Here is a 17,158-nt window from a genome sequence, read left to right as displayed (position 1 = left end):
ACATCCCGGCCGCCTACAGTGCGGAGTGGCCGCTTTTGTACTGTGCGGCCCCGCACACCCGAAAGGAACACCGCCGTGAAGACCTTCACCCTGCCCGGCACGGACATCGTCGCCCCGAACATCGTGCTCGGCCTGATGCGTATCGCCGACAAGACCGACGACGAGATCCGCGAACTCGTCCGCGTCGCCCGCGACGCCGGCATCGACTTCCTCGACCACGCGGACGTCTACGGCGGGGAGCTGCACCACTGCGAGCGCCGCTTCGCCGAGGCGATGGCGCTGACCCCGTCGCAGCGCGACCAGGTCACGATCCAGACGAAGGCCGGGATCGTCCCGGACGGGCCGTACTACGACTTCTCGTACGAGCACATCGTCAAGTCCGTCGAGGGCTCGCTCGCCGCCCTGGGGACCGACCGCATCGACATCCTGCTCCTCCACCGGCCCGACGCGCTGGTCGAGCCCGAGGAGGTCGCCCGCGCCTTCGACGAGCTCGAATCCTCCGGCAAGGTCCGCGCCTTCGGTGTCTCGAACCAGACCCCGCGCCAGATCGACCTGCTGCGCAAGTACGTACGCCAGCCCATCGTGGCCAACCAGCTCCAGCTGTCGATCACCCACCAGCCGATCATCGCCCAGGGCGTCTCCACGAACATGCTCGCGGAGCAGCAGGCGCACACCCTCGACGGCGGCGGCATCGTCGACTACTGCCGTCTGCACGACATCACCGTCCAGGCCTGGTCGCCCTTCCAGGCCGGGTTCTTCACCGGTGTCTTCCTCGGCTCCTCGGACTACCCGGAGCTCAACGCCGTCATCGACCGCCTCGCCGCGCAGTACGACGTCCCGGCCATCGCGATCGCGACCGCGTGGATCACCCGCCACCCGGCCCACATGCAGGTCGTGCTCGGCACCACCAGCCCGGAGCGCGTCGCGGGCGCCGCCCAGGGCTCCGAGCTTCCGCTCACCCGGGCCGAGTGGTACGAACTGTTCCGCGCCGCGGGCCACCTCGTCCCCTGACGTCCCCCGAGTCTCGTCCCCCGAGTCCGGACGCACGGCGTACCCTCCGCCGGGTTTGAGGACCGCGTTCGCGGCCAGACGGGTGTGCGAGCCGCGTGCGTCACCCCCCTCCGGGCGGCTCGCAGTCGCCTCAGCGGTCGCCGGAAGCGCGGAGGTCCCGTACGTCCCGGCAGGTGGTAGGCGCATGACAGAGGTACGCGGTGAACAGGAAGCGGAACGGGCGGTCCTCGACCGGCCCGGATCCGTACCGGAGCGCAAGCAGCGGATGCGGCGCCGCCTGGAACGGCTGATCGGGATCGCCGCCACCGAAGGCAACGCGCTGCTTCCGCTGCGCAACGGGGACGAGATCTTCGCCGCGATGCTGAAGAGCATCCGCGGCGCCGAGTACACCATCGACATGATGACGTTCGTGTACTGGCGGGGTGAGATAGCCCGCCGGTTCGCGACGGCCCTGGCCGACCGGGCGCGTGAAGGGGTGCGCGTACGGCTGCTGTTGGACGGGTTCGGCAGCAGGCTCATCGAGAAGGACCTGCTCGACCTGATGGCGGAGGCGGGCGCGGAGGTGGCGTGGTTCCGTAAGCCGCTGTACCTCTCGCCGCTGAAGCAGAACCACCGCTGCCACCGCAAGGTGCTGGTCGTGGACGAACGTGTCGCCTACACCGGCGGGGTGGGGATCGCCGAGGAGTGGTGCGGCGACGCCCGTAACGCCGACGAATGGCGGGACACGCACGTCCAGGTGCGCGGCCCGGCGGTCGACGGTGTCGCCGCGGCCTTCGCGCAGAACTGGGCCGAGTGCCACGACACCCTCTTCGACGCGCACGACCGCTTCACCGGCCACGAGCCGCAGGGCGACGCCGTGGTGCAGGTCGTCCGCGGTTCGGCCAGCTTCGGCTGGCAGGACATGCAGACGCTCCTGCGCGTCATGATCGAGTCGGCCCAGGAGCGGTTCCGGCTGGCCACCGCGTACTTCGCCCCCGACGCCTACTTCGTGGAGCTGCTGTGCGCGGCGGCCCGGCGCGGCGTCGCGGTGGAGATCCTGCTCCCGGGGCCGCACACCGACAAACGGGTCTGCCAGCTCGCCGGGCAGAACCACTACGAGGCCCTGCTGGCCTGCGGGGTGGAGATCTTCCAGTACCAGCCGACGATGATGCACGCCAAGGTCATCACCGTCGACGGGATCGCCGCCCTGACCGGCTCGACCAACTTCAACCGCCGTTCCCTCGACCACGACGAGGAGGTGATGCTCGCCGTCCTGGACGAGGACTTCACCGCCGTCCTGGACGGGCACTTCGACGAGGACCTGGCGGTCAGCGAACGGATCGAGCGGGGCCGCTGGAAGCGGCGCTCCGCCGCCCAACGGATCCGGGAGGCGGCGGTCACGCCGATCCGCCGGTTCCTGTAGGTGCCGATCCGGCCGGTCGTCCGGGGCGATCGCGGCGGTCCGGTGCCGCGGATCGCCCGTGGCTCAGGCCCGCGCGGCGAGTTCCTTGAGGACCGCGTGTGCGGCGTCGGCCGCGGAGGCCGGGTTCTGGCCGGTGACGAGGTTGTCGTCGACGATCACGTGCGAGGCCCACGCCGGACCCGGTACGTAGTCGGCCCCGGCGGCCTGGAGGCGGCTGCCGATCAGCCAGGGGGCGTTGGCCGCGAGGCCGGTCTGCGTCTCCTCCTCGTCGGTGAACGCGGTCAGGCGGCGGCCCTTGAACAGCCACTTGCCCTCCTCGTCGCCGGCCGGCAGGAAGGCCGCCGGTCCGTGGCACAACCCCGCGACGACCTTCGACCGGTCGGGGAGCAGGGCCTGGAGGACGCGCGCGACGTCCTCGTTGACGGCGAGGTCCTGCATCGGGCCGTGGCCGCCGGGGATGAACACCCCGTCGAAGCCGGCGGGGTCGACGTCCTCCAGCCGCCCGGGCGACGCGAGCAGGTCCTTCACGTTCTCCAGGTACGCGCGCAGCTCGGCGACCTTCTCCTCGTCCCCGTTGTTGGACTGCGGGGACAGGCTGCCCTCGTCCACGACGGCCGGGCGGCCGCCGGGCGTGACCACGGTCAGCTCGATCCCCGCCGCGGTGAACGCCTTGTGCGGCTCCACGAACTCCTCGGCCCAGAACCCGGTGGGACGCTGCGAGCCGTCCTGCTGGGTCCACCTGGTCGCTCCGCTGAGGACCACGAGCAGTGAGGGCATGACTACCTCCAGATGATGCGCGCCGGCGGTCGGCCCGTTGCCGGCCTCGGCGTCGCGATGACACGACCGTAACACCTTTGCTCATGACGAAAGCAAGCTCTGCTGGTCGGCAAGTCGCATGCTAATGAATGTAGTGAATGACGTACTGCGGGACGTGCTGTAGGCTGCCGGTCCAGGAGAGAGGTGCGTGACATGCCGCAGACCGCAGAAGAGCCGTGCCCGCCGTCCGCGTGCGACAGCTCCGCCCTGCTCCTCGGATTTGTCAACACCGCGCCCCTGGGCGACGACCAGGACCGCATGACGGGGCCGGAAGAGCTGTCCGCCTGGCTGGCGGCCGGCGGCCGGACCGGTCTCGACGCGGTCGTCACGGGCGCGGACGTGGCCGCGGCCCGTGAGCTGCGCGACGCGTTCACGATGATCTTCCGGGCGCACTCCGGGTGCGAGGACGGCGAGGCGGCGCTGCCCGCCGCCGAGGACTACCTCCAGCGCATAGCGGTCCGCTACCCCCTCACCCCGCGCCTCACCGCCGACGGCTGCCACCTGGTCCCCGCCCAGGACGGGGTCCTCGGCGGTTTCGGCGCGCTCTTCGCGGCCGCCGTCGACCTGGCCGCGCGCGGCGCCTGGGGCCGCCTCAAGATGTGCAAGAACCCCACCTGCTACACCGGGTTCTTCGACAAGACGCGCAACTCGTCGGGCCTCTACTGCAGCACGTCGTGCAGCTCCCGGGCCGCGGCCCGGGCGTACCGCAGCCGCGCCAAGAGCGGCTGACGCGGCCGACGGCACCCCCGGGGGCACCCCCGCAGGGCCCCCGGGCGTTGCCCTGCGCGGGTGCGCGGGCCGTGCTGTACTGGCCAGATGAAGCGCAAGCCCGGAGCGGGGGGCCTGACGCGCGGCGTGCTGTCCGGCGGGACGGCCGCCGACAGAGCGCGGGACCAGCAGGCCGACGAGGTGCGCGACAGGGTGCGTCTCATGATCGAGATCACCGCCCGGGCGGGTGAGTACCGCAGAGGCCTGGTCGCCGCCGCGCGACGCCTCAGCCCGGAGGAGGCGGAGATCCTCTCTGACCTGGAGGGGCACGGACTCCAGGTGCCGCAACTGCGTGACGTGCTGCGCGGCGGCCATGTGCTGGTCGACGACCCCGCGCTGTACGAGGCCTGGCGGTCCGCGAAGGGCAGTCATCCGCGGCTGTCCAGCCACCACCGGGACATCGACAAGACCCTCTACCCCGACATCGGGATGCGCGGACACCTGGTCCGCGAGAAGCTCCACGGGCGCACGGCGAAGGGCACCTGGGTCCAGCTGGAGAAGACCCCCGCCGCGTTCGGCGGGAGCAAGCTGCCCAGTGTGGACGACCTGCGTCACCTCATGGACTACCTGGTGTACCGGTTCACCGGCAGCAACGTCGGCCCGTGGGGGCTGTCACGGATGACCGAGCGGCGCCCGATGTACCTGTCGCCGGTCCTGGCCGTACCCACCTCCCTGTCGCCGCCGGTCGCGCGGGTGCTGACGCAGGCCCTGCGCCGCATCGAGGCGTCCGACGACACCACCGCCGTGTCCGCGGACCTGGCGGCGCGCTTCCCGCCGCCCGACCGGCCCGACCTGGCGGGCGAACTGGGCCGGGCGCTGTCCGACCGGGCGGGGCGGGGACTCTTCGGCAACTCGGAGGTGTGGGTCACCCAGACACCGTCCCGCGCCGCCGCCGCGGTGCTCCGCGAGAGACGTGAGCAGGTCCCCACGGACGTACGGCGTACGGGAGGGTGGTCATGAGCGGCGACCGGCACGAGAGCGGCGATCAGGACCACGGTCACCTGTCGGGGTCGTCCGGCCAGGGCGAGGCGTCCGTCCCCCCGGAGCTGGTCTCGGCGGTGGTGAGCCTGGTGGAGACGGGGCCGGTGCTGCTCGGCGCCTACACCATCGCCGAACTCACCGCCGTCGACGCGATCGTGGACTTCCTGGAGGCGCGGCCGTCGGACGACGAACTCGCCGAGGCCGTCCGCTCGCTGGCGGCGCGCGAACTGCTCCTCGCCGGCTCGACGGGCGAGGAGGTCCGGGTCCGGGGCGACCTGGGCATCGCCGTGGCGTTCCAGCAGCGGGCCAGGAAGGTCCTCGACGCCCGGACGACGGGCACGGTCGCCGGTGAGCCGTGGCGGATCCTGCTGCTCCCCCAACCGGAGCGGATCTGCCTGATGGTCCGCATCGACGCCCTCGGCGTCCATCAGATCGGCCTCTACAAGCTCGACGAGGCGCTGCGCATGCTCATCGAATGGCTGCCGCGGGGCCCGTCGGCGGACCGCGAGGCGGCGATGGGGACGGACGCCCTGCTCAGCGGGTCGGAGCGGTCCGCGCTGGTGACGGTCACCCACTACACCGCGGAGGGATCGGCCGAGATCGCGGGCCGGAGCACCGACCTGGTGCTGGCCCGCCACGCGGGGCGCCTGCACGTCCTGACCCGCGACCCGGACGACCGCGAGAAGCTGGTGCCCGACCGCGTGGAGGGCAAGGACGGGGTACGCGACCGGCTGGCGGACCTCCTGGCCTGAGACGGACCAGGGCCTCCTGGCCGGGACGGATCCCCCGGCCCGGAGAGCCGTACCGCGTCAGCGCAGGTGCTTGATGACCTCGGCGAACGCGTCCCGGTGCGGCTCCAGGACGCTGATGTACGTGATGCCGTACTCCTCGCGGTAGCGGCGCAACCGGTCGGCGATCTCGCCCGCCGAACCGATCAGCACGCCGGGCACCTGGTTGAGCTGCGCGTCGTCCAGACCGCTGGCCTGGCGGATGATCGACAGGTCGAGCGTCTCCGCGCTCTCGCCCACGGCCGCGACGAACAGGTTCAGCTCGATCTTGTCGAGGCGGTCGCCCGCCGCCTCCCGCAGCACCTGGATCCGGCGGGCGAACGCCTCCTCGGGCGGCACGCCCGGCGTCACCCCGGCCATCACCGAGAAGCTGAAGATGTCGGCCTCCCGGGCGCCCACGCGCAGCATGCGGTCGCCGGCGCCCGCCAGCATGATCGGCGGTACGGGTACGTCGGCCTCCGCCGCCAGCAGTTCACGCAGCGCCGACAGGGTCTTCTCCAGCCGGCCCAGGCGCTCCCCGCCCGTACCGAACGGCAGGCCCACGGCCTCGAACTCGTTCGGCATGTATCCCGCGCCGAGCCCCAGCTCCAGGCGGCCGTCGGTCAGGCGCTGCGTGTCGGTGACGTCCCGGGCCAGGTACGCGGGGCTCGCGACGGAGGCGTTGAGCACGTACGTACCCAGGCGCATGCTCGTCACGTCGGCGGCGGCCACCAGCGCGGGGAACGGCGACTGCATGCCCAGGTGGTCGGGCATCTGGAGCACGTCGTACCCCAGATCCTCCGTCTCCCGCACGCGGTCGCGCCAGGAGGATCGGGAGCCGACGTTGATCAGACTGACGCCGAAGCGGAACGGGTGGTTGCTCATGACGGCCCTTCGTGCTGGTGCGGCGGTTGCGTGTGCGCATTCCGATACCTACCGGGATAACACACGGGCCTCAGGGGGTGTGTGGTTCACCCCCTGTGGCGCCGGCCCGCGCCGGTCGCGCCGTGTGAGGTGAGGTGCGCTCCGCGTCACGGTCCTGAGGTCGACACGGCCGCCGGGGGCCCTTCGGGGCCGGGAACCGGGAGGAGGGCGTGCTAGAGATGGAGATCAACAGTCCTTTATCGGGAGGTATCTGACGATGCGTTCAACGCTTCTGCGTGTGACGGCCGCCATGGGCGCCGCGGCGGTCCTGACTCTCTGCGGCGCGGGCGTGGCTGCCGCGCACGACGACCGGCCGGTCGGTGTGGGCGACGCGGGCGCCCACAACCACGGCATCGGCAGCGCCGGCGCGTACAACTACGGCATCGGCGCCGCGGGCGCGTACAACCACGGCATCGGCGACGCCGGTGTCGGGAACTGGGGCGTGGGCAACGCGGGCATCGGCAACACCGGTGTCGGCAGCCACGGCATCGGCAACACGGGCATCGGCAGCTCCGGCATCGGCAACTGAGACGGCCGCACCGATCGCCCCACCGCCCTTCCCGTCACACCGGGGCCGGCCGCCGGTGACGCGGCCGGCCCCCGTGCGTGACGCCCCCGCCCGCCCGGTCGCCGGATCCGGCGTGCGTACTCTGGCCCGATGCGCGTACTTTTCTCCGGTGTCCCCGCCTACGGCCACCTGATCCCGCTGCTGCCCCTCGCCCGAGCCTTCCGCGCCCGGGGGGACGAGGTGGCCCTCATGGTTCCGGCGTCCTTGGCGCACCTCGCCGCCGACGAAGGCCTGGAGGCCTTGATCGCCGGCGCCGAGAGCCAGGACGTCATCGCCGAGGTGGGCCGCAGGACCGGTGTGGACGTGCGCAGGAGCGGTGATGTCGACGCCGTGATCGAGGCGTTCGTCACCGCCCGGCTCGACCTGTCCGCGGACGCGTGCGCGGACGCGGCACACCGCTGGCGGCCGGATCTGGTGATCCATGACCCCATGGACTTCGTGGGACCGTACCTGGCGTCGGTCCGCGACGTCCCCCACGCGGTGCACACCTTCGGCGCGGACGTGTCCGCCGGCTTCATCCGGGCGTCGACCGACCGCGCGACCCGGGACTACGCCGCGCGCGGGGTGGGGTGGCGGGAGCCCCGCTGGGTCCTGGACATCTGCCCCGCCGACCTCCAGGTGGAGGGGTGGGAAGCCCCTCCGGGATGGCAGGCGCTGCGGCCGGAGGCCCATCGGGCGGCGGTCGGCGTACGGCCCCGCACGCCGGAGCCCCTGACCGGTGATCCGAAGGTACTCATGACGTTCGGCACGATCTTCTCCGACCCGTCGGTGCTCAACCCCCTCCTGCGCGGACTGCTCGCGCACGGCGCGGGAGTGCGGGTCACCCTCGGCACGACCATGTCTCCCGGTGACTTCGCCCTCGACTCGGACCGGGTCGTGTTCGAGGACTTCCTGCCCTACGAGTCACTCCTCGACGGCGTGGACGTCGTGCTCGCCCACGGGGGCGCCGGCACCAACCTCGGGGCGCTGGCGGCCGGCCTGCCCCTCGTGCTGCTCCCTCAAGGGGCCGACCAGGGAGGGCAGGCCGAACGTGTGGCGGCGGCGGGCGCCGCGGTCGTCGTCACGTCCGACCCCGCCGATCCCGCCGAGGTGGCGCGCACCGTCGTGGAGGTGGCGACGAGCCCGCCGTACCGGGAGAGCGCGCGGCGCATCGCCCGTCGTATCGCCGCCATGCCCACGCCCGGCGAGGTGGCGGACCGCCTGGCCGACACGTGGGCGGCGGAGCGCGCCTGACCCTGGGACCGCGCGCGCCGATCCGCCCGGACCGATCCACCCGCGCCGATCCACCCGCGCCGATCCGCCCGGACCGGGGTCGGCCCCGGTCCGGGCGGGGGCGGCCGCTCAGCCCGTCGTCAGCGCCGGGACCAGGCGGTCTCCCACGATGCCCGCCAGATCCGGGCGGTAGTAGTCCTTGATCGCCTCGGCCCAGGCCGACGTCGTCACCTGGTCCGAGGCCGTCGGCTCCAGGCCCTCGAACAGCGACTCGACGTTCGGCGCCGCGAAGCCGATGGCCGTCAGGACCGCCACGAAGTCCGCGCGCCCGATCAGGCCGTCCCCGTCCGGATCGGCCACTTCCGTGAGCGCCTCGGCGAACTCGGTGACCGCCGCGTCGAACCGCTCCGGCGCGAGCACGACCGCCTTGAACTCCTCGAAGTCGATCCTGCCGTCGCCATGGGCGTCCAACTCCCCGGCCAGGGCCGCCCAGAAGGCCCGGAAGCCACTGAGCGCCGCGCTCCGCCGCGCGTCCGGCGCCTCGGGCGTGACACCGAGGACCCGGTCCGCCATCAACTCGAAGTCGTCCGCCTCGATCACTCCGTTACCGTCCGCGTCGAACAGCGCGAACACTGTCCGGACCCGGTCGACCGCTTCTGTCCGCATGGATCTCCCACTTCCCGAATGCCGCTGGGTGCCACTGACCGCCCAGGCCACCGAAGGCCCACCGCACGGGCGTGCTCCCACTTCACCAAAGGCGGCCGGCGGGATCGGGCGGATGCGTGTCCCTTCGCGCGAAGGAGTGAATGCGGGCAGGAAACGCGCGGACCGGTGTTTAGCGCGCCGAAGGGCCGTACGGGGCGGGACTCGCCCCGTACGGCCCCCGGGCGTACGTGCGCCGGTCGGTGTCTCTAGCGCGAGCACCTCAGGGCGTTCAGGTTCACCGAGTCCGCCATCAGCTTCATCCCCGCGTCGTTCGGGTGCAGGTGGTCGCCGGCGTCGTACGCGGGCAGCATCTTCGAGGGCGCCGAGGGATTCCGTATCGCCGCGTCGAAGTCGACCACCGCGTCGAACGCGCCACTGCGGATGAAGCGGTTCACCTCCTGGCGGATGGCCTCACCGTTGGCGTTCCACTCGGGCCATCCCTCGTACGGCATGACCGTCGCGCCCACGACGCACACGCCCCTCGCCCGGCTCCGGTCGATGATCTGCCGGTACGCGGTGATCAACTGGGCGGCCGTCGGGGCCGGGTTGGCCTTGATGTCGTTGACGCCTTCGAGCAGGATCACCGTGCGCAGGCCGCGCTGCGACAGGACGTCCCGGTCGAGCCGCTTCAGCGCGCTGACGCCGGCGCCGTCCGTCAGCACCTTGTTGCCGGAGATGCCTTCGTTGGCCACCCCCTTGACGGTGGTGTTCCCGTTGCCCTGGAGGCGGGCCGACAGCAGGTCCGGCCACCGGCGGTTGGTGTCCGGCGTGGAGTTCGAGCCGTCCGTGATCGAGTCGCCCAGGGCGACCACCGCCCCGGTGCCGGCCGGCGCGTCGGTGACCACGGCGTCGAGGTAGTAACGGAAGCCCGTCGTCTGGGTGTAGGCCGTCCCCGCCTCGGCCGCCGCGAAGTTGCCGCCGGGCGCGATGTACGAGGTCTGACGGCCCATCTGGTGGCCGGTCGCGGTACCGGCCGCGCTCTGCACGTAGATGCTCACCGCGAGATCGGCCCGCGCCGCCACGGTGCCGGCCAGCGGGTCGCTGTACACCGAACCGCCCGCCGGTACGGTGACGGACGCCGCCCCGCCGAAGGTCAGGGCCCGGTTCGTGCCGGGGGCGACGGCCGCTCCGGACGCCCGTACCCCTACGTACGCGCGGCCGAAGGTGACCGGCTGGTCGCCGAAGGCGTTGGAGAGGCGGATCCGCAGCGCGCTGCCGCCCGCGCTGGTGTGGATGACGAGGCGGTGCGTGCGCCCCGCCACCGCCGCGTCGAGCCGGTCGGCGCTCGCTCCCCAGGTGACGACCTGGGTGGTCGCCGCGGCCGACTCGGCCCGGGACACCGCCGGGGTCACGAGGGCGGTGGTGAGCGCCAGGGCGAGTACGGCGCTCGCGCGCCGGGCCCGGCGGGGGAATGACTGTGATCTGTTCATAGCTGGTGAGGTCCCTCTCATCGTTGCCATGACCATGCCACCCATCTGCACGGGCGGAGCGCGCTCGCGGTTCAATCCCGGTCCACAGACATCCGCTCTTTGGCCGGAACCGGGCTCGTGCCGTGTGCTTCCGCCCGGCGCGGGCACCCGTCCGGGGTGACGAAGAAGAAGCGGAAACTCACCCTCGCGTACAAGCCCGTCGGCTTTGTCCTCGGCTGGGCCGGCGGCGCCGTGGCCGGGCTCGCCTTCCAGAAGACGTGGAAGGTCCTGCGCCACGAGGACGACGCGCCGGACGCCCTGGACCGCGACCGTGGCTGGGGCGAAGTGCTGCTGGCGGCCGCCGTGCAGGGCGCGATCTTCGCGGTCGTGCGCAGCGCGGTCGACCGGTCGGGCGCCAAGGCGATCGAGCGCGCGACGGGCACGTGGCCGAGCGACGGCGGCGGGGGCCGGGACTGAGCGGCCGCCGCGCGGCGGTAAATCGGTGTCGCGGTGGGGCGCGTCGGCCCGATCATGGGTCAGGAACAGCTCCGGCGGTCCGGCATAGGTCGGATCAGTGACGCGCAATCGTGAGGAATCGCCGCCATGCCCGTGCCCGCCGACCCGTCCGTACTCCACCCGATGCCGGGACAGCCGCGCGTGGTGCTGCTCCGGCCGCTGGTGACGTCCCCCTTGATCGAGGTCGGGGAGTACTCCTACTACGACGACCCCGACGACCCGACCGCCTTCGAGACGCGCAACGTCCTCTACCACTACGGGCCCGAGCGGCTGGTCATCGGCAGGTTCTGCGCCCTCGGGACCGGCGTGCGGTTCCTCATGAACGGTGCCAACCACCGCATGGACGGCCCCTCCACGTTCCCCTTCCCGACGATGGGCGGCTCCTGGGCCGAGCACGCCGACCTCCTCACCGGCCTGCCGAACCGGGGCGACACGGTCGTCGGGAACGACGTCTGGTTCGGGTACGGGGCGACGGTGATGCCCGGGGTACGGATCGGGCACGGCGCGATCGTCGCCGCCGGCGCGGTCGTCACGAAGGACGTGCCCGACTACGGAATCGTCGGCGGCAACCCGGCGCGCCTCGTCCGCACGCGGTACGACGAGCGGGACGTGGCCCGGCTGCTCGCCGTCGCGTGGTGGGACTGGCCCGCCGAGCACCTCACCGACCACGTACGGACGGTCATGTCGGGGAGCGTCGACGCCCTCGAAGCGGCCGCTCCGACGGGCCTCTAGGGCGCGTCCGCCGCGGCGGACGCGCGCCGGCCGCGGATCATCGGCCGCGGATCATCGACATCAGCAGCGCGTGCGTCCCGGCGTCGGCCGCCGCGACAAGTCCCCGGCCCGTGGGCCCGATCGGGCCGCCGTCGATGCCGGTGACCACACAACCGGCGGCCCGGCACAGGGCGATGCCGGCGGCGAAGTGGACGCTGCCCGACAGGTCGCCGCCGTCGGTGACGTACGCCGCGCGCCGGCCGGCGGCGACCCAGGCCAGCGCCAGCGTCGTGGAGACGACCCGCGGCCGGAATTGCCCGGCGAACCCGGGGTGGGCCAGCAGGTCCACGGCCCGGAAGCCCGGCGCGCCGGGGAAGGGCGGATCGAGGTTGACGTCCACCAGGCGGGAGCCGGACGAGGGTGCCAGCCGCGTGTCGGCGCCGTCGTACCGTACCCACGCGCTCTCGCCGTCCGTACGGAAGACCTCGCCGCCGAACGGGTCCGCCACGGCCGCCGCCCCGTCCCGCAGCGCCACGTTCACCGCCACGAGCATGCTGCCCACGGCGTAGTTGAGCGTGCCGCACAGGGGGTCCACCAGCCACTGGCGCTGCGCGTCCACGACCCCCTGCCGCCCGCCCTCCTCGCCGAGCACCGCGTCCTCGGGCCGCGCGGCACGGAGGACGCCGAGGATCGCCCTCTCCGCCTCGACGTCGGCGGCGGTGGCGAAGTCCCCGCCGCCCTTCTCGATACGGCTGAGCCGCTGGCCGTACAGCCCGCGTACCACGTCGGCGCCGGCCCGTACGGCGGCCGTGGCGACTCCGAGGTCGTCGAGATCCGCGTACGGGTGGGCACTCGCGTCCGGGTCGGTCACACCGGGAACCCTAGCGGTGGCGATCCTCCGACGCGTCGGCCGGACCTGAGTCGGCCGCGTCCGGCGAACCCACCGCGTCCGTCCCGGCGTACGGAGCCAGCTGGGTCGTCACCTCCACCTGGCGCGCGAGTGTGTCGCGGATCGGCGACCGCCGCTCCACCAGCTCGATGAGCTCCTGGAGCTCCTCGGGGGTGGCCTCCGGGGCGTCGACCGACACGGTGGCCCGGATGTGCTGCGCTCCCGGCGCGATCCGCGGGTCCACGCCGAGGAAGCCGCTCAGGTCGAAGTCGGACTCCAACCGCACCTGGAAAGCGCGCAGTTCGATGCCGCGTGCGGCCGCGTTCGCCGTGAGGGTCACGGTGTAGCAGCCGGCCAGCGCCTGGAGCAGGTGCTCTGCGGGGGAGATGGCGGTGTCCGTACCGAGGAGGGCCTTCGGTTCGTCGCTGGCCATCGTGTAGCGGCCGTCACGCCCCGCGTTGGCCACGCCGGCCTGGGTCAGCGGGCCGGTCCGCGAGTCGATGCGGAAGCCTCCGGACCAGTCGCCCCTGACCGAGAAGGTCACGTGGCCGAGGGCCCGGTCGCTCTGGACCGCTTCGACGGTGTTCCGGAGGGCGGTGGTGTTCACACCGTTGAGGACAGACATGGGACTGTTCCGTTCAGGAGAGGGGCGGGCGAGGGATCCCGGGTCAGTTGCGTCCGGCCATGACACCGCCGTCGACGTTCCAGACGGCGCCGGTCACCCAGTCCGTGTGCGGGGAGAGGAGGAACCGGATGGTCGCGGCGACGTCGGCCGGGGTGCCGGTCCGGCCGGCCGGGTGGAAGTCGTCGAAGGAGCCGAGCACCTCGTCCAGGTCCTCCTTGGCGACGAACGCCTCGTAGATGGGGGTCCTGACCACGGCCGGCGCCACCGCGTTGACACGGATGCGGTGCGGGGCCAGTTCCATGGCGAGGTGCTGGGTGAGCGAGTGCAGACCGGCCTTGGCCATCGAGTAGGCGGAGGAGGGGGTGGCCGCCACGGCCTGATGGGCCCACATGGAACCGATGTTGACCACGGCGCCCCCGGCACCGGCGTCCGCCATGTTCTTCGTGACGGTCTGCGTCAGCAGGAACGCCGCCTTGTTGAAGGCGTGGTAGAGGTCGTAGTCCGCCTCGGTGTGGTCCCAGAAGGGCTTCGGGGTGAAGACGCCGGCCGCGTTCACCAACAGGCGTGCGTCGGCGTGCTCCTGGGTCAGGCGCTCGCGCAGGGCGTGTACGTCCTCGGTGCTGGTGAGGTCGGCGATGAGGGTCTCCACCGTGCCGAGCTTCCCCAACTCCTCGGCGGCGGACCGTGCCACCTCGGGGTTGCGGCCGACGACCACCGCCGTACCCCCTTCGGCCATCACGAGGCGGGCCGCTTCGAGCCCCATGCCGCTGGTGCCGCCGATGACGATGAGCTTCTTGCCGTCGAAGTCCTGGCTCACGAGAATCTCTATCTACTAGTTGGTAGGTGAAGGTGTGGTGCGATCACCGGTGTGTGGTCGCTGTGGTGCCCTCGACGCTACGCGGCCCGCACGGGCCGCGGTAGACGCTCCTCGGTGATGCGGCCATAGCGGCTGCTACTGGCTCACGGGCCCGTCCGGGGCGTCCGGCGCGGACGGTACGTGAGGTGCGGGCGGGCCGGCGCTCAGCAGGGAGGCGAACTGGTCGAGGTCGGCGCTCAGTGGTGTGTCGCGGCTCCACACCGCCTCGTACCGGATCTCCACCGGCCGGCCGGAACGCACGAGCGGCCGGCAGGAGGCGTGCGGGCGGGACACCTTCGACAGGGGGAGCAGGGCGGCGCCCAGGCCGAGGCCGGCCCACTCCTCCAGCACGCGGTAGTTCGACGCCTGGCCGGGATACCGGCGCAGGGGCAGGTCCTGGTCGTGGAAGAGCGCCGTGGTGAAGGCCGTCAGGCCGCAGGTGTCGGGGACGAGGATGTACGAGGCGTCGACGGCCGACTCCAGCTCCAGCGGGGTGTCCGCGACGGTGGAGGAGGGGTCGACGACGACGATCGGCTCGCGGTGGATGATCCGGTGCTGGAACCGGGGCATCGGTTCCACCGCCGGGACCAGGACGACGTCCAGGTCTCCCGAGACCAGCCCGGCCCGCAGGTCGTCCTTGTCGGCCTCCCGCAGGACCAGGGCGCGCGGCGGGCCCAGCACGCGGGCCGCGTCGAAGGCGCGGGCCACCAACTCCGGCCCGATCAACGGTGAGATGCCCACGCGGATGCTCGCCGGCGCCGGGTCCGCCAGCCGCTTGGCCTCCGCGCTCACGGAGTCCAGGGCGGCCAGGGCGCGTTCCACCAGCGGCAGGATCCGCGCCCCGTGCGCGGTGGGCCTGACGCCGCGCGGGGAGCGGTCGAACAGCTTGAGGCCCAACTCCTCCTCCAGGCGCGCGATCCCGTTGGACAGCGCGGGCTGGGTCACCCCGTAGGCGCGGGCCGCCGCGCTGAACGACTTGGTCTGGGACACCGCTCGCGCGTACCGCAGTCCTTCGATGTTCACGGGACCTGTCCTCTCCGCCGTGACCGGTAGGCGGCGGTCAGCGGGCCGTACGGGGGCGCAGCGCCGCGACGGCCGAGGCGGCGACGTCGTCGAAGTAGGACACGTCACCCAGGGCGCGGGCCGTGAACATGGCGCCCTGCACCGCCGAGAGGAACCCGCGGGCCGCCTGCCCGGGGGACGGCGCCGCCGCCAGTTCGCCGGCCGCGATCCCGTCCGTGACGACGAGCGTCAGCCAGTCCAGGTTCGCCGTGAAGAACCGGGCCACCGCGCGGCGCGTCTCCTCGGGAACCGCCTCGGCCTCCGCCGCCAGCGTCGCGCACAGGCACGCCTGGCCGTCGGGGAGCCCCTCGCGGTACAGGCCCGCGTAGAACTCCAGGAGTTCCACGGCGTCCGCCCCGCCCTGCTGGGCCGCTCGCAGCCGGGCCGTGAAGTCCGCGGCGTAGCGGGACACCATCTCCAGGCCCAGATCGGCTTTCGTCGGGAAGTGGTGGTGGATGCTGGGCTTCCGGATGCCGACGGCCTCGGCGAGATCCGCGTAGCTGAACGCCGCGTAACCGCGGCGGCGGACCACGGACGTGGCCGCGTCGAGAAGCTGCGTGCGCGTCGTACTCATGCGACCACCCTACCTACCAGAAGGTAGAGTGGCCAGCCGGGTGCCGGCCGGGCGCCCGTCACCGGGGGCCTCGCCATACGCGCGGCCTATGGCGGCATTCATGATCGGCCTCTACCGCGGCCCGTACGACCCCTCTACGGTCGGGCGGCGGCCGGCCTTCCCCCGACCCGTGGATTCCCCCGACCCGTGGATTCCCCCGGGCCCGCGGACGGCGGCCGCGATCGTGACCGGAAAGGACGCACCATGAACGACACCGCACCCGAGTACTCCGGGTATCCGGCCATGCAGGTCACCGAGGCGGGAGGCCCGGTGGTGGCACGCCGCGCGCCCGTGGTCCCGCCGGGGCGCGGAGAGGTACGGGTCACGGTGCACGCGAGCGGTGTGTGCGCCGCCGACCTGGGCACCGTCTCCGCCCCTTCGCCCGCCGGGGGGTTCCCCGTCACGCCCGGACACGAGGTGGCGGGCGTGGTCGACGAGGTGGGCGCGGGAGTCGAGGGGTGGCAGCCGGGCGACCGGGTGGCGGTCGGCTGGTTCGGCGGCAGCTGCGGTCACTGCGCCGCGTGCCGGTCCGGCGACGTCGTCCACTGCCCGGAGCGGCGGATCCCCGGCCTGTCGTACCCCGGCGGATGGGCCACCTCGATCACCGTCCCCGCCGCCGCGCCGGCGCGAATCCCGGACGGGCTCGGCATGGCCGAGGCGGCGCCCTTCGGCTGCGCCGGTGTCACCACCTTCAACGCCGTTCGCCACGGCCGGGCGCGGCCCGGGGACCGGGTGGCGGTGCTGGGCCTCGGCGGCCTCGGGCACCTCGCGGTGCAGTTCGCCGCGCGCATGGGGTACGAGACCGTGGTCGTCAGCCGCGGGGCCGAGAAGGAGGCGGACGCGCGGTCCCTCGGGGCGCATCACTACATCGACAGCTCGCGCGACCGGCCCGGCGCCGCCCTGCGCGCCAGGGGAGGCGCGGCCCTGATCGTGTCCACCGCGTCCGGTACGGGCCTGCTGGCCGAACTCGTCGACGGGCTCGCGCCGCACGGCCACCTCAGCGTCGTCGGGTTCGACGCGGCGGACGTCGCGATCCCGATGGGCAAGCTCGTCATGGGGGCCAGGACGCTCAGCGGCCACCTGACCGGAAGCCCGGTGGACACCGAGGCCGCCATGCGTTTCGCGATGGTGACGGGTGTCCGGCCGCGCGTCCAGGCCCTGCCGCTGGAGAGCGCCGAGGAGGCGCTGGCCGTCCTGCGGCGCGGCGAAGCCCGCTACCGCACGGTCCTGACGACCCCTCACCTGCGTTCCTGAGGCGACCCGTCGGCCCGGGCGGACGGAGAGCGCCCCGCCGGGCCGCCGGGCCGTCCGGCCGCTCCCGTA

The 17,158-nt window shown here is 72.9% G+C and carries 19 protein-coding genes; 10 read left to right on the top strand and 9 right to left on the bottom strand.

Going from position 1 to position 17,158, the window contains the following annotated elements; genetic code table 11:
• Positions 1-75 precede the first annotated feature (75 nt).
• Positions 76-1,011, top strand: a complete 936-nt coding sequence (locus HA039_RS07735) for an aldo/keto reductase (protein ID WP_167025762.1) — start codon at positions 76-78, stop codon at positions 1,009-1,011.
• Between the two features lie 265 nt (positions 1,012-1,276).
• Positions 1,277-2,413 (top strand): phospholipase D-like domain-containing protein, encoded by a 1,137-nt coding sequence (locus tag HA039_RS07730; protein WP_243870009.1) that lies wholly within the window; start codon positions 1,277-1,279, stop codon positions 2,411-2,413.
• Between the two features lie 63 nt (positions 2,414-2,476).
• Here HA039_RS07730 and HA039_RS07725 read toward each other — a convergent pair whose 3' ends face one another.
• Positions 2,477-3,190 carry a type 1 glutamine amidotransferase domain-containing protein gene (locus HA039_RS07725; RefSeq protein WP_167025756.1) on the bottom strand — a complete coding sequence of 238 codons (714 nt, stop codon included), beginning with the start codon at positions 3,188-3,190 and terminating at the stop codon, positions 2,477-2,479.
• A gap of 192 nt (positions 3,191-3,382) precedes the next feature.
• On the opposite strand from HA039_RS07725, the gene HA039_RS07720 reads away from it, so the two are divergent.
• The 3 genes from HA039_RS07720 (at position 3,383) to HA039_RS07710 (ending at position 5,730) form a co-directional block, all read left to right on the top strand.
• Positions 3,383-3,958 carry a CGNR zinc finger domain-containing protein gene (locus HA039_RS07720; protein WP_167025753.1) on the top strand — a complete coding sequence of 192 codons (576 nt, stop codon included), beginning with the start codon at positions 3,383-3,385 and terminating at the stop codon, positions 3,956-3,958.
• 87 nt (positions 3,959-4,045) lie between these two features.
• Positions 4,046-4,957 carry a hypothetical protein gene (locus tag HA039_RS07715; RefSeq protein ID WP_167025750.1) on the top strand — a complete coding sequence of 304 codons (912 nt, stop codon included), beginning with the start codon at positions 4,046-4,048 and terminating at the stop codon, positions 4,955-4,957.
• Entirely contained in the window at positions 4,954-5,730 is a 777-nt protein-coding gene (locus tag HA039_RS07710) for a hypothetical protein (protein ID WP_167025747.1), read from the top strand. The genes HA039_RS07715 and HA039_RS07710 overlap by 4 nt, the downstream gene beginning before the upstream one ends.
• Before the next feature lie 57 nt (positions 5,731-5,787).
• Here HA039_RS07710 and HA039_RS07705 read toward each other — a convergent pair whose 3' ends face one another.
• A complete protein-coding gene (locus HA039_RS07705) occupies positions 5,788-6,630 on the bottom strand; it encodes a TIGR03621 family F420-dependent LLM class oxidoreductase (RefSeq protein ID WP_167025744.1) in 843 nt (280 codons plus the stop codon).
• 256 nt (positions 6,631-6,886) lie between these two features.
• On the opposite strand from HA039_RS07705, the gene HA039_RS07700 reads away from it, so the two are divergent.
• Positions 6,887-7,198 carry a hypothetical protein gene (locus tag HA039_RS07700; RefSeq protein ID WP_167025741.1) on the top strand — a complete coding sequence of 104 codons (312 nt, stop codon included), beginning with the start codon at positions 6,887-6,889 and terminating at the stop codon, positions 7,196-7,198.
• A 129-nt stretch (positions 7,199-7,327) separates the two neighbouring features.
• Positions 7,328-8,470, top strand: a complete 1,143-nt coding sequence (locus tag HA039_RS07695) for a glycosyltransferase (RefSeq protein WP_167025738.1) — start codon at positions 7,328-7,330, stop codon at positions 8,468-8,470.
• A gap of 108 nt (positions 8,471-8,578) precedes the next feature.
• Here HA039_RS07695 and HA039_RS07690 read toward each other — a convergent pair whose 3' ends face one another.
• Both HA039_RS07690 and HA039_RS07685 read right to left on the bottom strand, forming a co-directional pair.
• Entirely contained in the window at positions 8,579-9,115 is a 537-nt protein-coding gene (locus tag HA039_RS07690; protein WP_167025735.1) for an EF-hand domain-containing protein, read from the bottom strand.
• A 245-nt stretch (positions 9,116-9,360) separates the two neighbouring features.
• Positions 9,361-10,584: an SGNH/GDSL hydrolase family protein gene (locus tag HA039_RS07685; protein ID WP_167025731.1), complete on the bottom strand. Its 1,224-nt coding sequence runs from the start codon at positions 10,582-10,584 to the stop codon at positions 9,361-9,363.
• A 156-nt stretch (positions 10,585-10,740) separates the two neighbouring features.
• On the opposite strand from HA039_RS07685, the gene HA039_RS07680 reads away from it, so the two are divergent.
• Both HA039_RS07680 and HA039_RS07675 read left to right on the top strand, forming a co-directional pair.
• Entirely contained in the window at positions 10,741-11,040 is a 300-nt protein-coding gene (locus tag HA039_RS07680; RefSeq protein ID WP_167025728.1) for a DUF4235 domain-containing protein, read from the top strand.
• Positions 11,041-11,166: 126 nt separating this feature from the next.
• On the top strand, positions 11,167-11,811 hold the full coding sequence (locus HA039_RS07675; RefSeq protein ID WP_167025725.1) for a CatB-related O-acetyltransferase: 645 nt from the start codon (positions 11,167-11,169) through the stop codon (positions 11,809-11,811).
• A 37-nt stretch (positions 11,812-11,848) separates the two neighbouring features.
• Here HA039_RS07675 and HA039_RS07670 read toward each other — a convergent pair whose 3' ends face one another.
• The 5 genes from HA039_RS07670 to HA039_RS07650 all read right to left on the bottom strand — a co-directional run bounded on the left by HA039_RS07670 (position 11,849) and on the right by HA039_RS07650 (position 15,796).
• The gene (locus tag HA039_RS07670; protein WP_167025722.1) at positions 11,849-12,661 is read right to left on the bottom strand and encodes an inositol monophosphatase family protein; all 813 of its coding nucleotides are present in this window, start codon (positions 12,659-12,661) and stop codon (positions 11,849-11,851) included.
• Positions 12,662-12,671: 10 nt separating this feature from the next.
• A complete protein-coding gene (locus HA039_RS07665) occupies positions 12,672-13,304 on the bottom strand; it encodes an OsmC family protein (RefSeq protein ID WP_167025719.1) in 633 nt (210 codons plus the stop codon).
• A gap of 43 nt (positions 13,305-13,347) precedes the next feature.
• Entirely contained in the window at positions 13,348-14,121 is a 774-nt protein-coding gene (locus tag HA039_RS07660) for an SDR family NAD(P)-dependent oxidoreductase (RefSeq protein WP_167025716.1), read from the bottom strand.
• A gap of 135 nt (positions 14,122-14,256) precedes the next feature.
• The gene (locus tag HA039_RS07655) at positions 14,257-15,183 is read right to left on the bottom strand and encodes a LysR family transcriptional regulator (RefSeq protein ID WP_167025713.1); all 927 of its coding nucleotides are present in this window, start codon (positions 15,181-15,183) and stop codon (positions 14,257-14,259) included.
• A gap of 37 nt (positions 15,184-15,220) precedes the next feature.
• The gene (locus HA039_RS07650; protein ID WP_167025710.1) at positions 15,221-15,796 is read right to left on the bottom strand and encodes a TetR/AcrR family transcriptional regulator; all 576 of its coding nucleotides are present in this window, start codon (positions 15,794-15,796) and stop codon (positions 15,221-15,223) included.
• Between the two features lie 243 nt (positions 15,797-16,039).
• On the opposite strand from HA039_RS07650, the gene HA039_RS07645 reads away from it, so the two are divergent.
• Positions 16,040-17,089, top strand: a complete 1,050-nt coding sequence (locus HA039_RS07645; protein WP_167025706.1) for an alcohol dehydrogenase catalytic domain-containing protein — start codon at positions 16,040-16,042, stop codon at positions 17,087-17,089.
• Positions 17,090-17,158 lie beyond the last annotated feature (69 nt).

Source organism: Streptomyces liangshanensis, from assembly GCF_011694815.1.
Taxonomy (GTDB): domain Bacteria; phylum Actinomycetota; class Actinomycetes; order Streptomycetales; family Streptomycetaceae; genus Streptomyces; species Streptomyces liangshanensis.
The sequence above is the reverse complement of the archived record's forward strand: the minus strand, read 5'-3'. Positions and strand labels throughout refer to the sequence as shown.

Excerpts from the sequence above, each read along its gene's own strand:
- HA039_RS07730 (WP_243870009.1), top strand. The coding sequence starts at position 1,277 with ATGCGGCGCCGCCTGGAACGGCTGATCGGGATCGCCGCCACCGAAGGC.
- HA039_RS07725 (WP_167025756.1), bottom strand. The coding sequence starts at position 3,190 with ATGCCCTCACTGCTCGTGGTCCTCAGCGGAGCGACCAGGTGGACCCAG.
- HA039_RS07720 (WP_167025753.1), top strand. The coding sequence starts at position 3,383 with ATGCCGCAGACCGCAGAAGAGCCGTGCCCGCCGTCCGCGTGCGACAGC.
- HA039_RS07715 (WP_167025750.1), top strand. The coding sequence starts at position 4,046 with ATGAAGCGCAAGCCCGGAGCGGGGGGCCTGACGCGCGGCGTGCTGTCC.
- HA039_RS07710 (WP_167025747.1), top strand. The coding sequence starts at position 4,954 with ATGAGCGGCGACCGGCACGAGAGCGGCGATCAGGACCACGGTCACCTG.
- HA039_RS07705 (WP_167025744.1), bottom strand. The coding sequence starts at position 6,630 with ATGAGCAACCACCCGTTCCGCTTCGGCGTCAGTCTGATCAACGTCGGC.
- HA039_RS07700 (WP_167025741.1), top strand. The coding sequence starts at position 6,887 with ATGCGTTCAACGCTTCTGCGTGTGACGGCCGCCATGGGCGCCGCGGCG.
- HA039_RS07695 (WP_167025738.1), top strand. The coding sequence starts at position 7,328 with ATGCGCGTACTTTTCTCCGGTGTCCCCGCCTACGGCCACCTGATCCCG.
- HA039_RS07690 (WP_167025735.1), bottom strand. The coding sequence starts at position 9,115 with ATGCGGACAGAAGCGGTCGACCGGGTCCGGACAGTGTTCGCGCTGTTC.
- HA039_RS07685 (WP_167025731.1), bottom strand. The coding sequence starts at position 10,584 with ATGAACAGATCACAGTCATTCCCCCGCCGGGCCCGGCGCGCGAGCGCC.
- HA039_RS07675 (WP_167025725.1), top strand. The coding sequence starts at position 11,167 with ATGCCCGTGCCCGCCGACCCGTCCGTACTCCACCCGATGCCGGGACAG.
- HA039_RS07665 (WP_167025719.1), bottom strand. The coding sequence starts at position 13,304 with ATGTCTGTCCTCAACGGTGTGAACACCACCGCCCTCCGGAACACCGTC.
- HA039_RS07650 (WP_167025710.1), bottom strand. The coding sequence starts at position 15,796 with ATGAGTACGACGCGCACGCAGCTTCTCGACGCGGCCACGTCCGTGGTC.
- HA039_RS07645 (WP_167025706.1), top strand. The coding sequence starts at position 16,040 with ATGAACGACACCGCACCCGAGTACTCCGGGTATCCGGCCATGCAGGTC.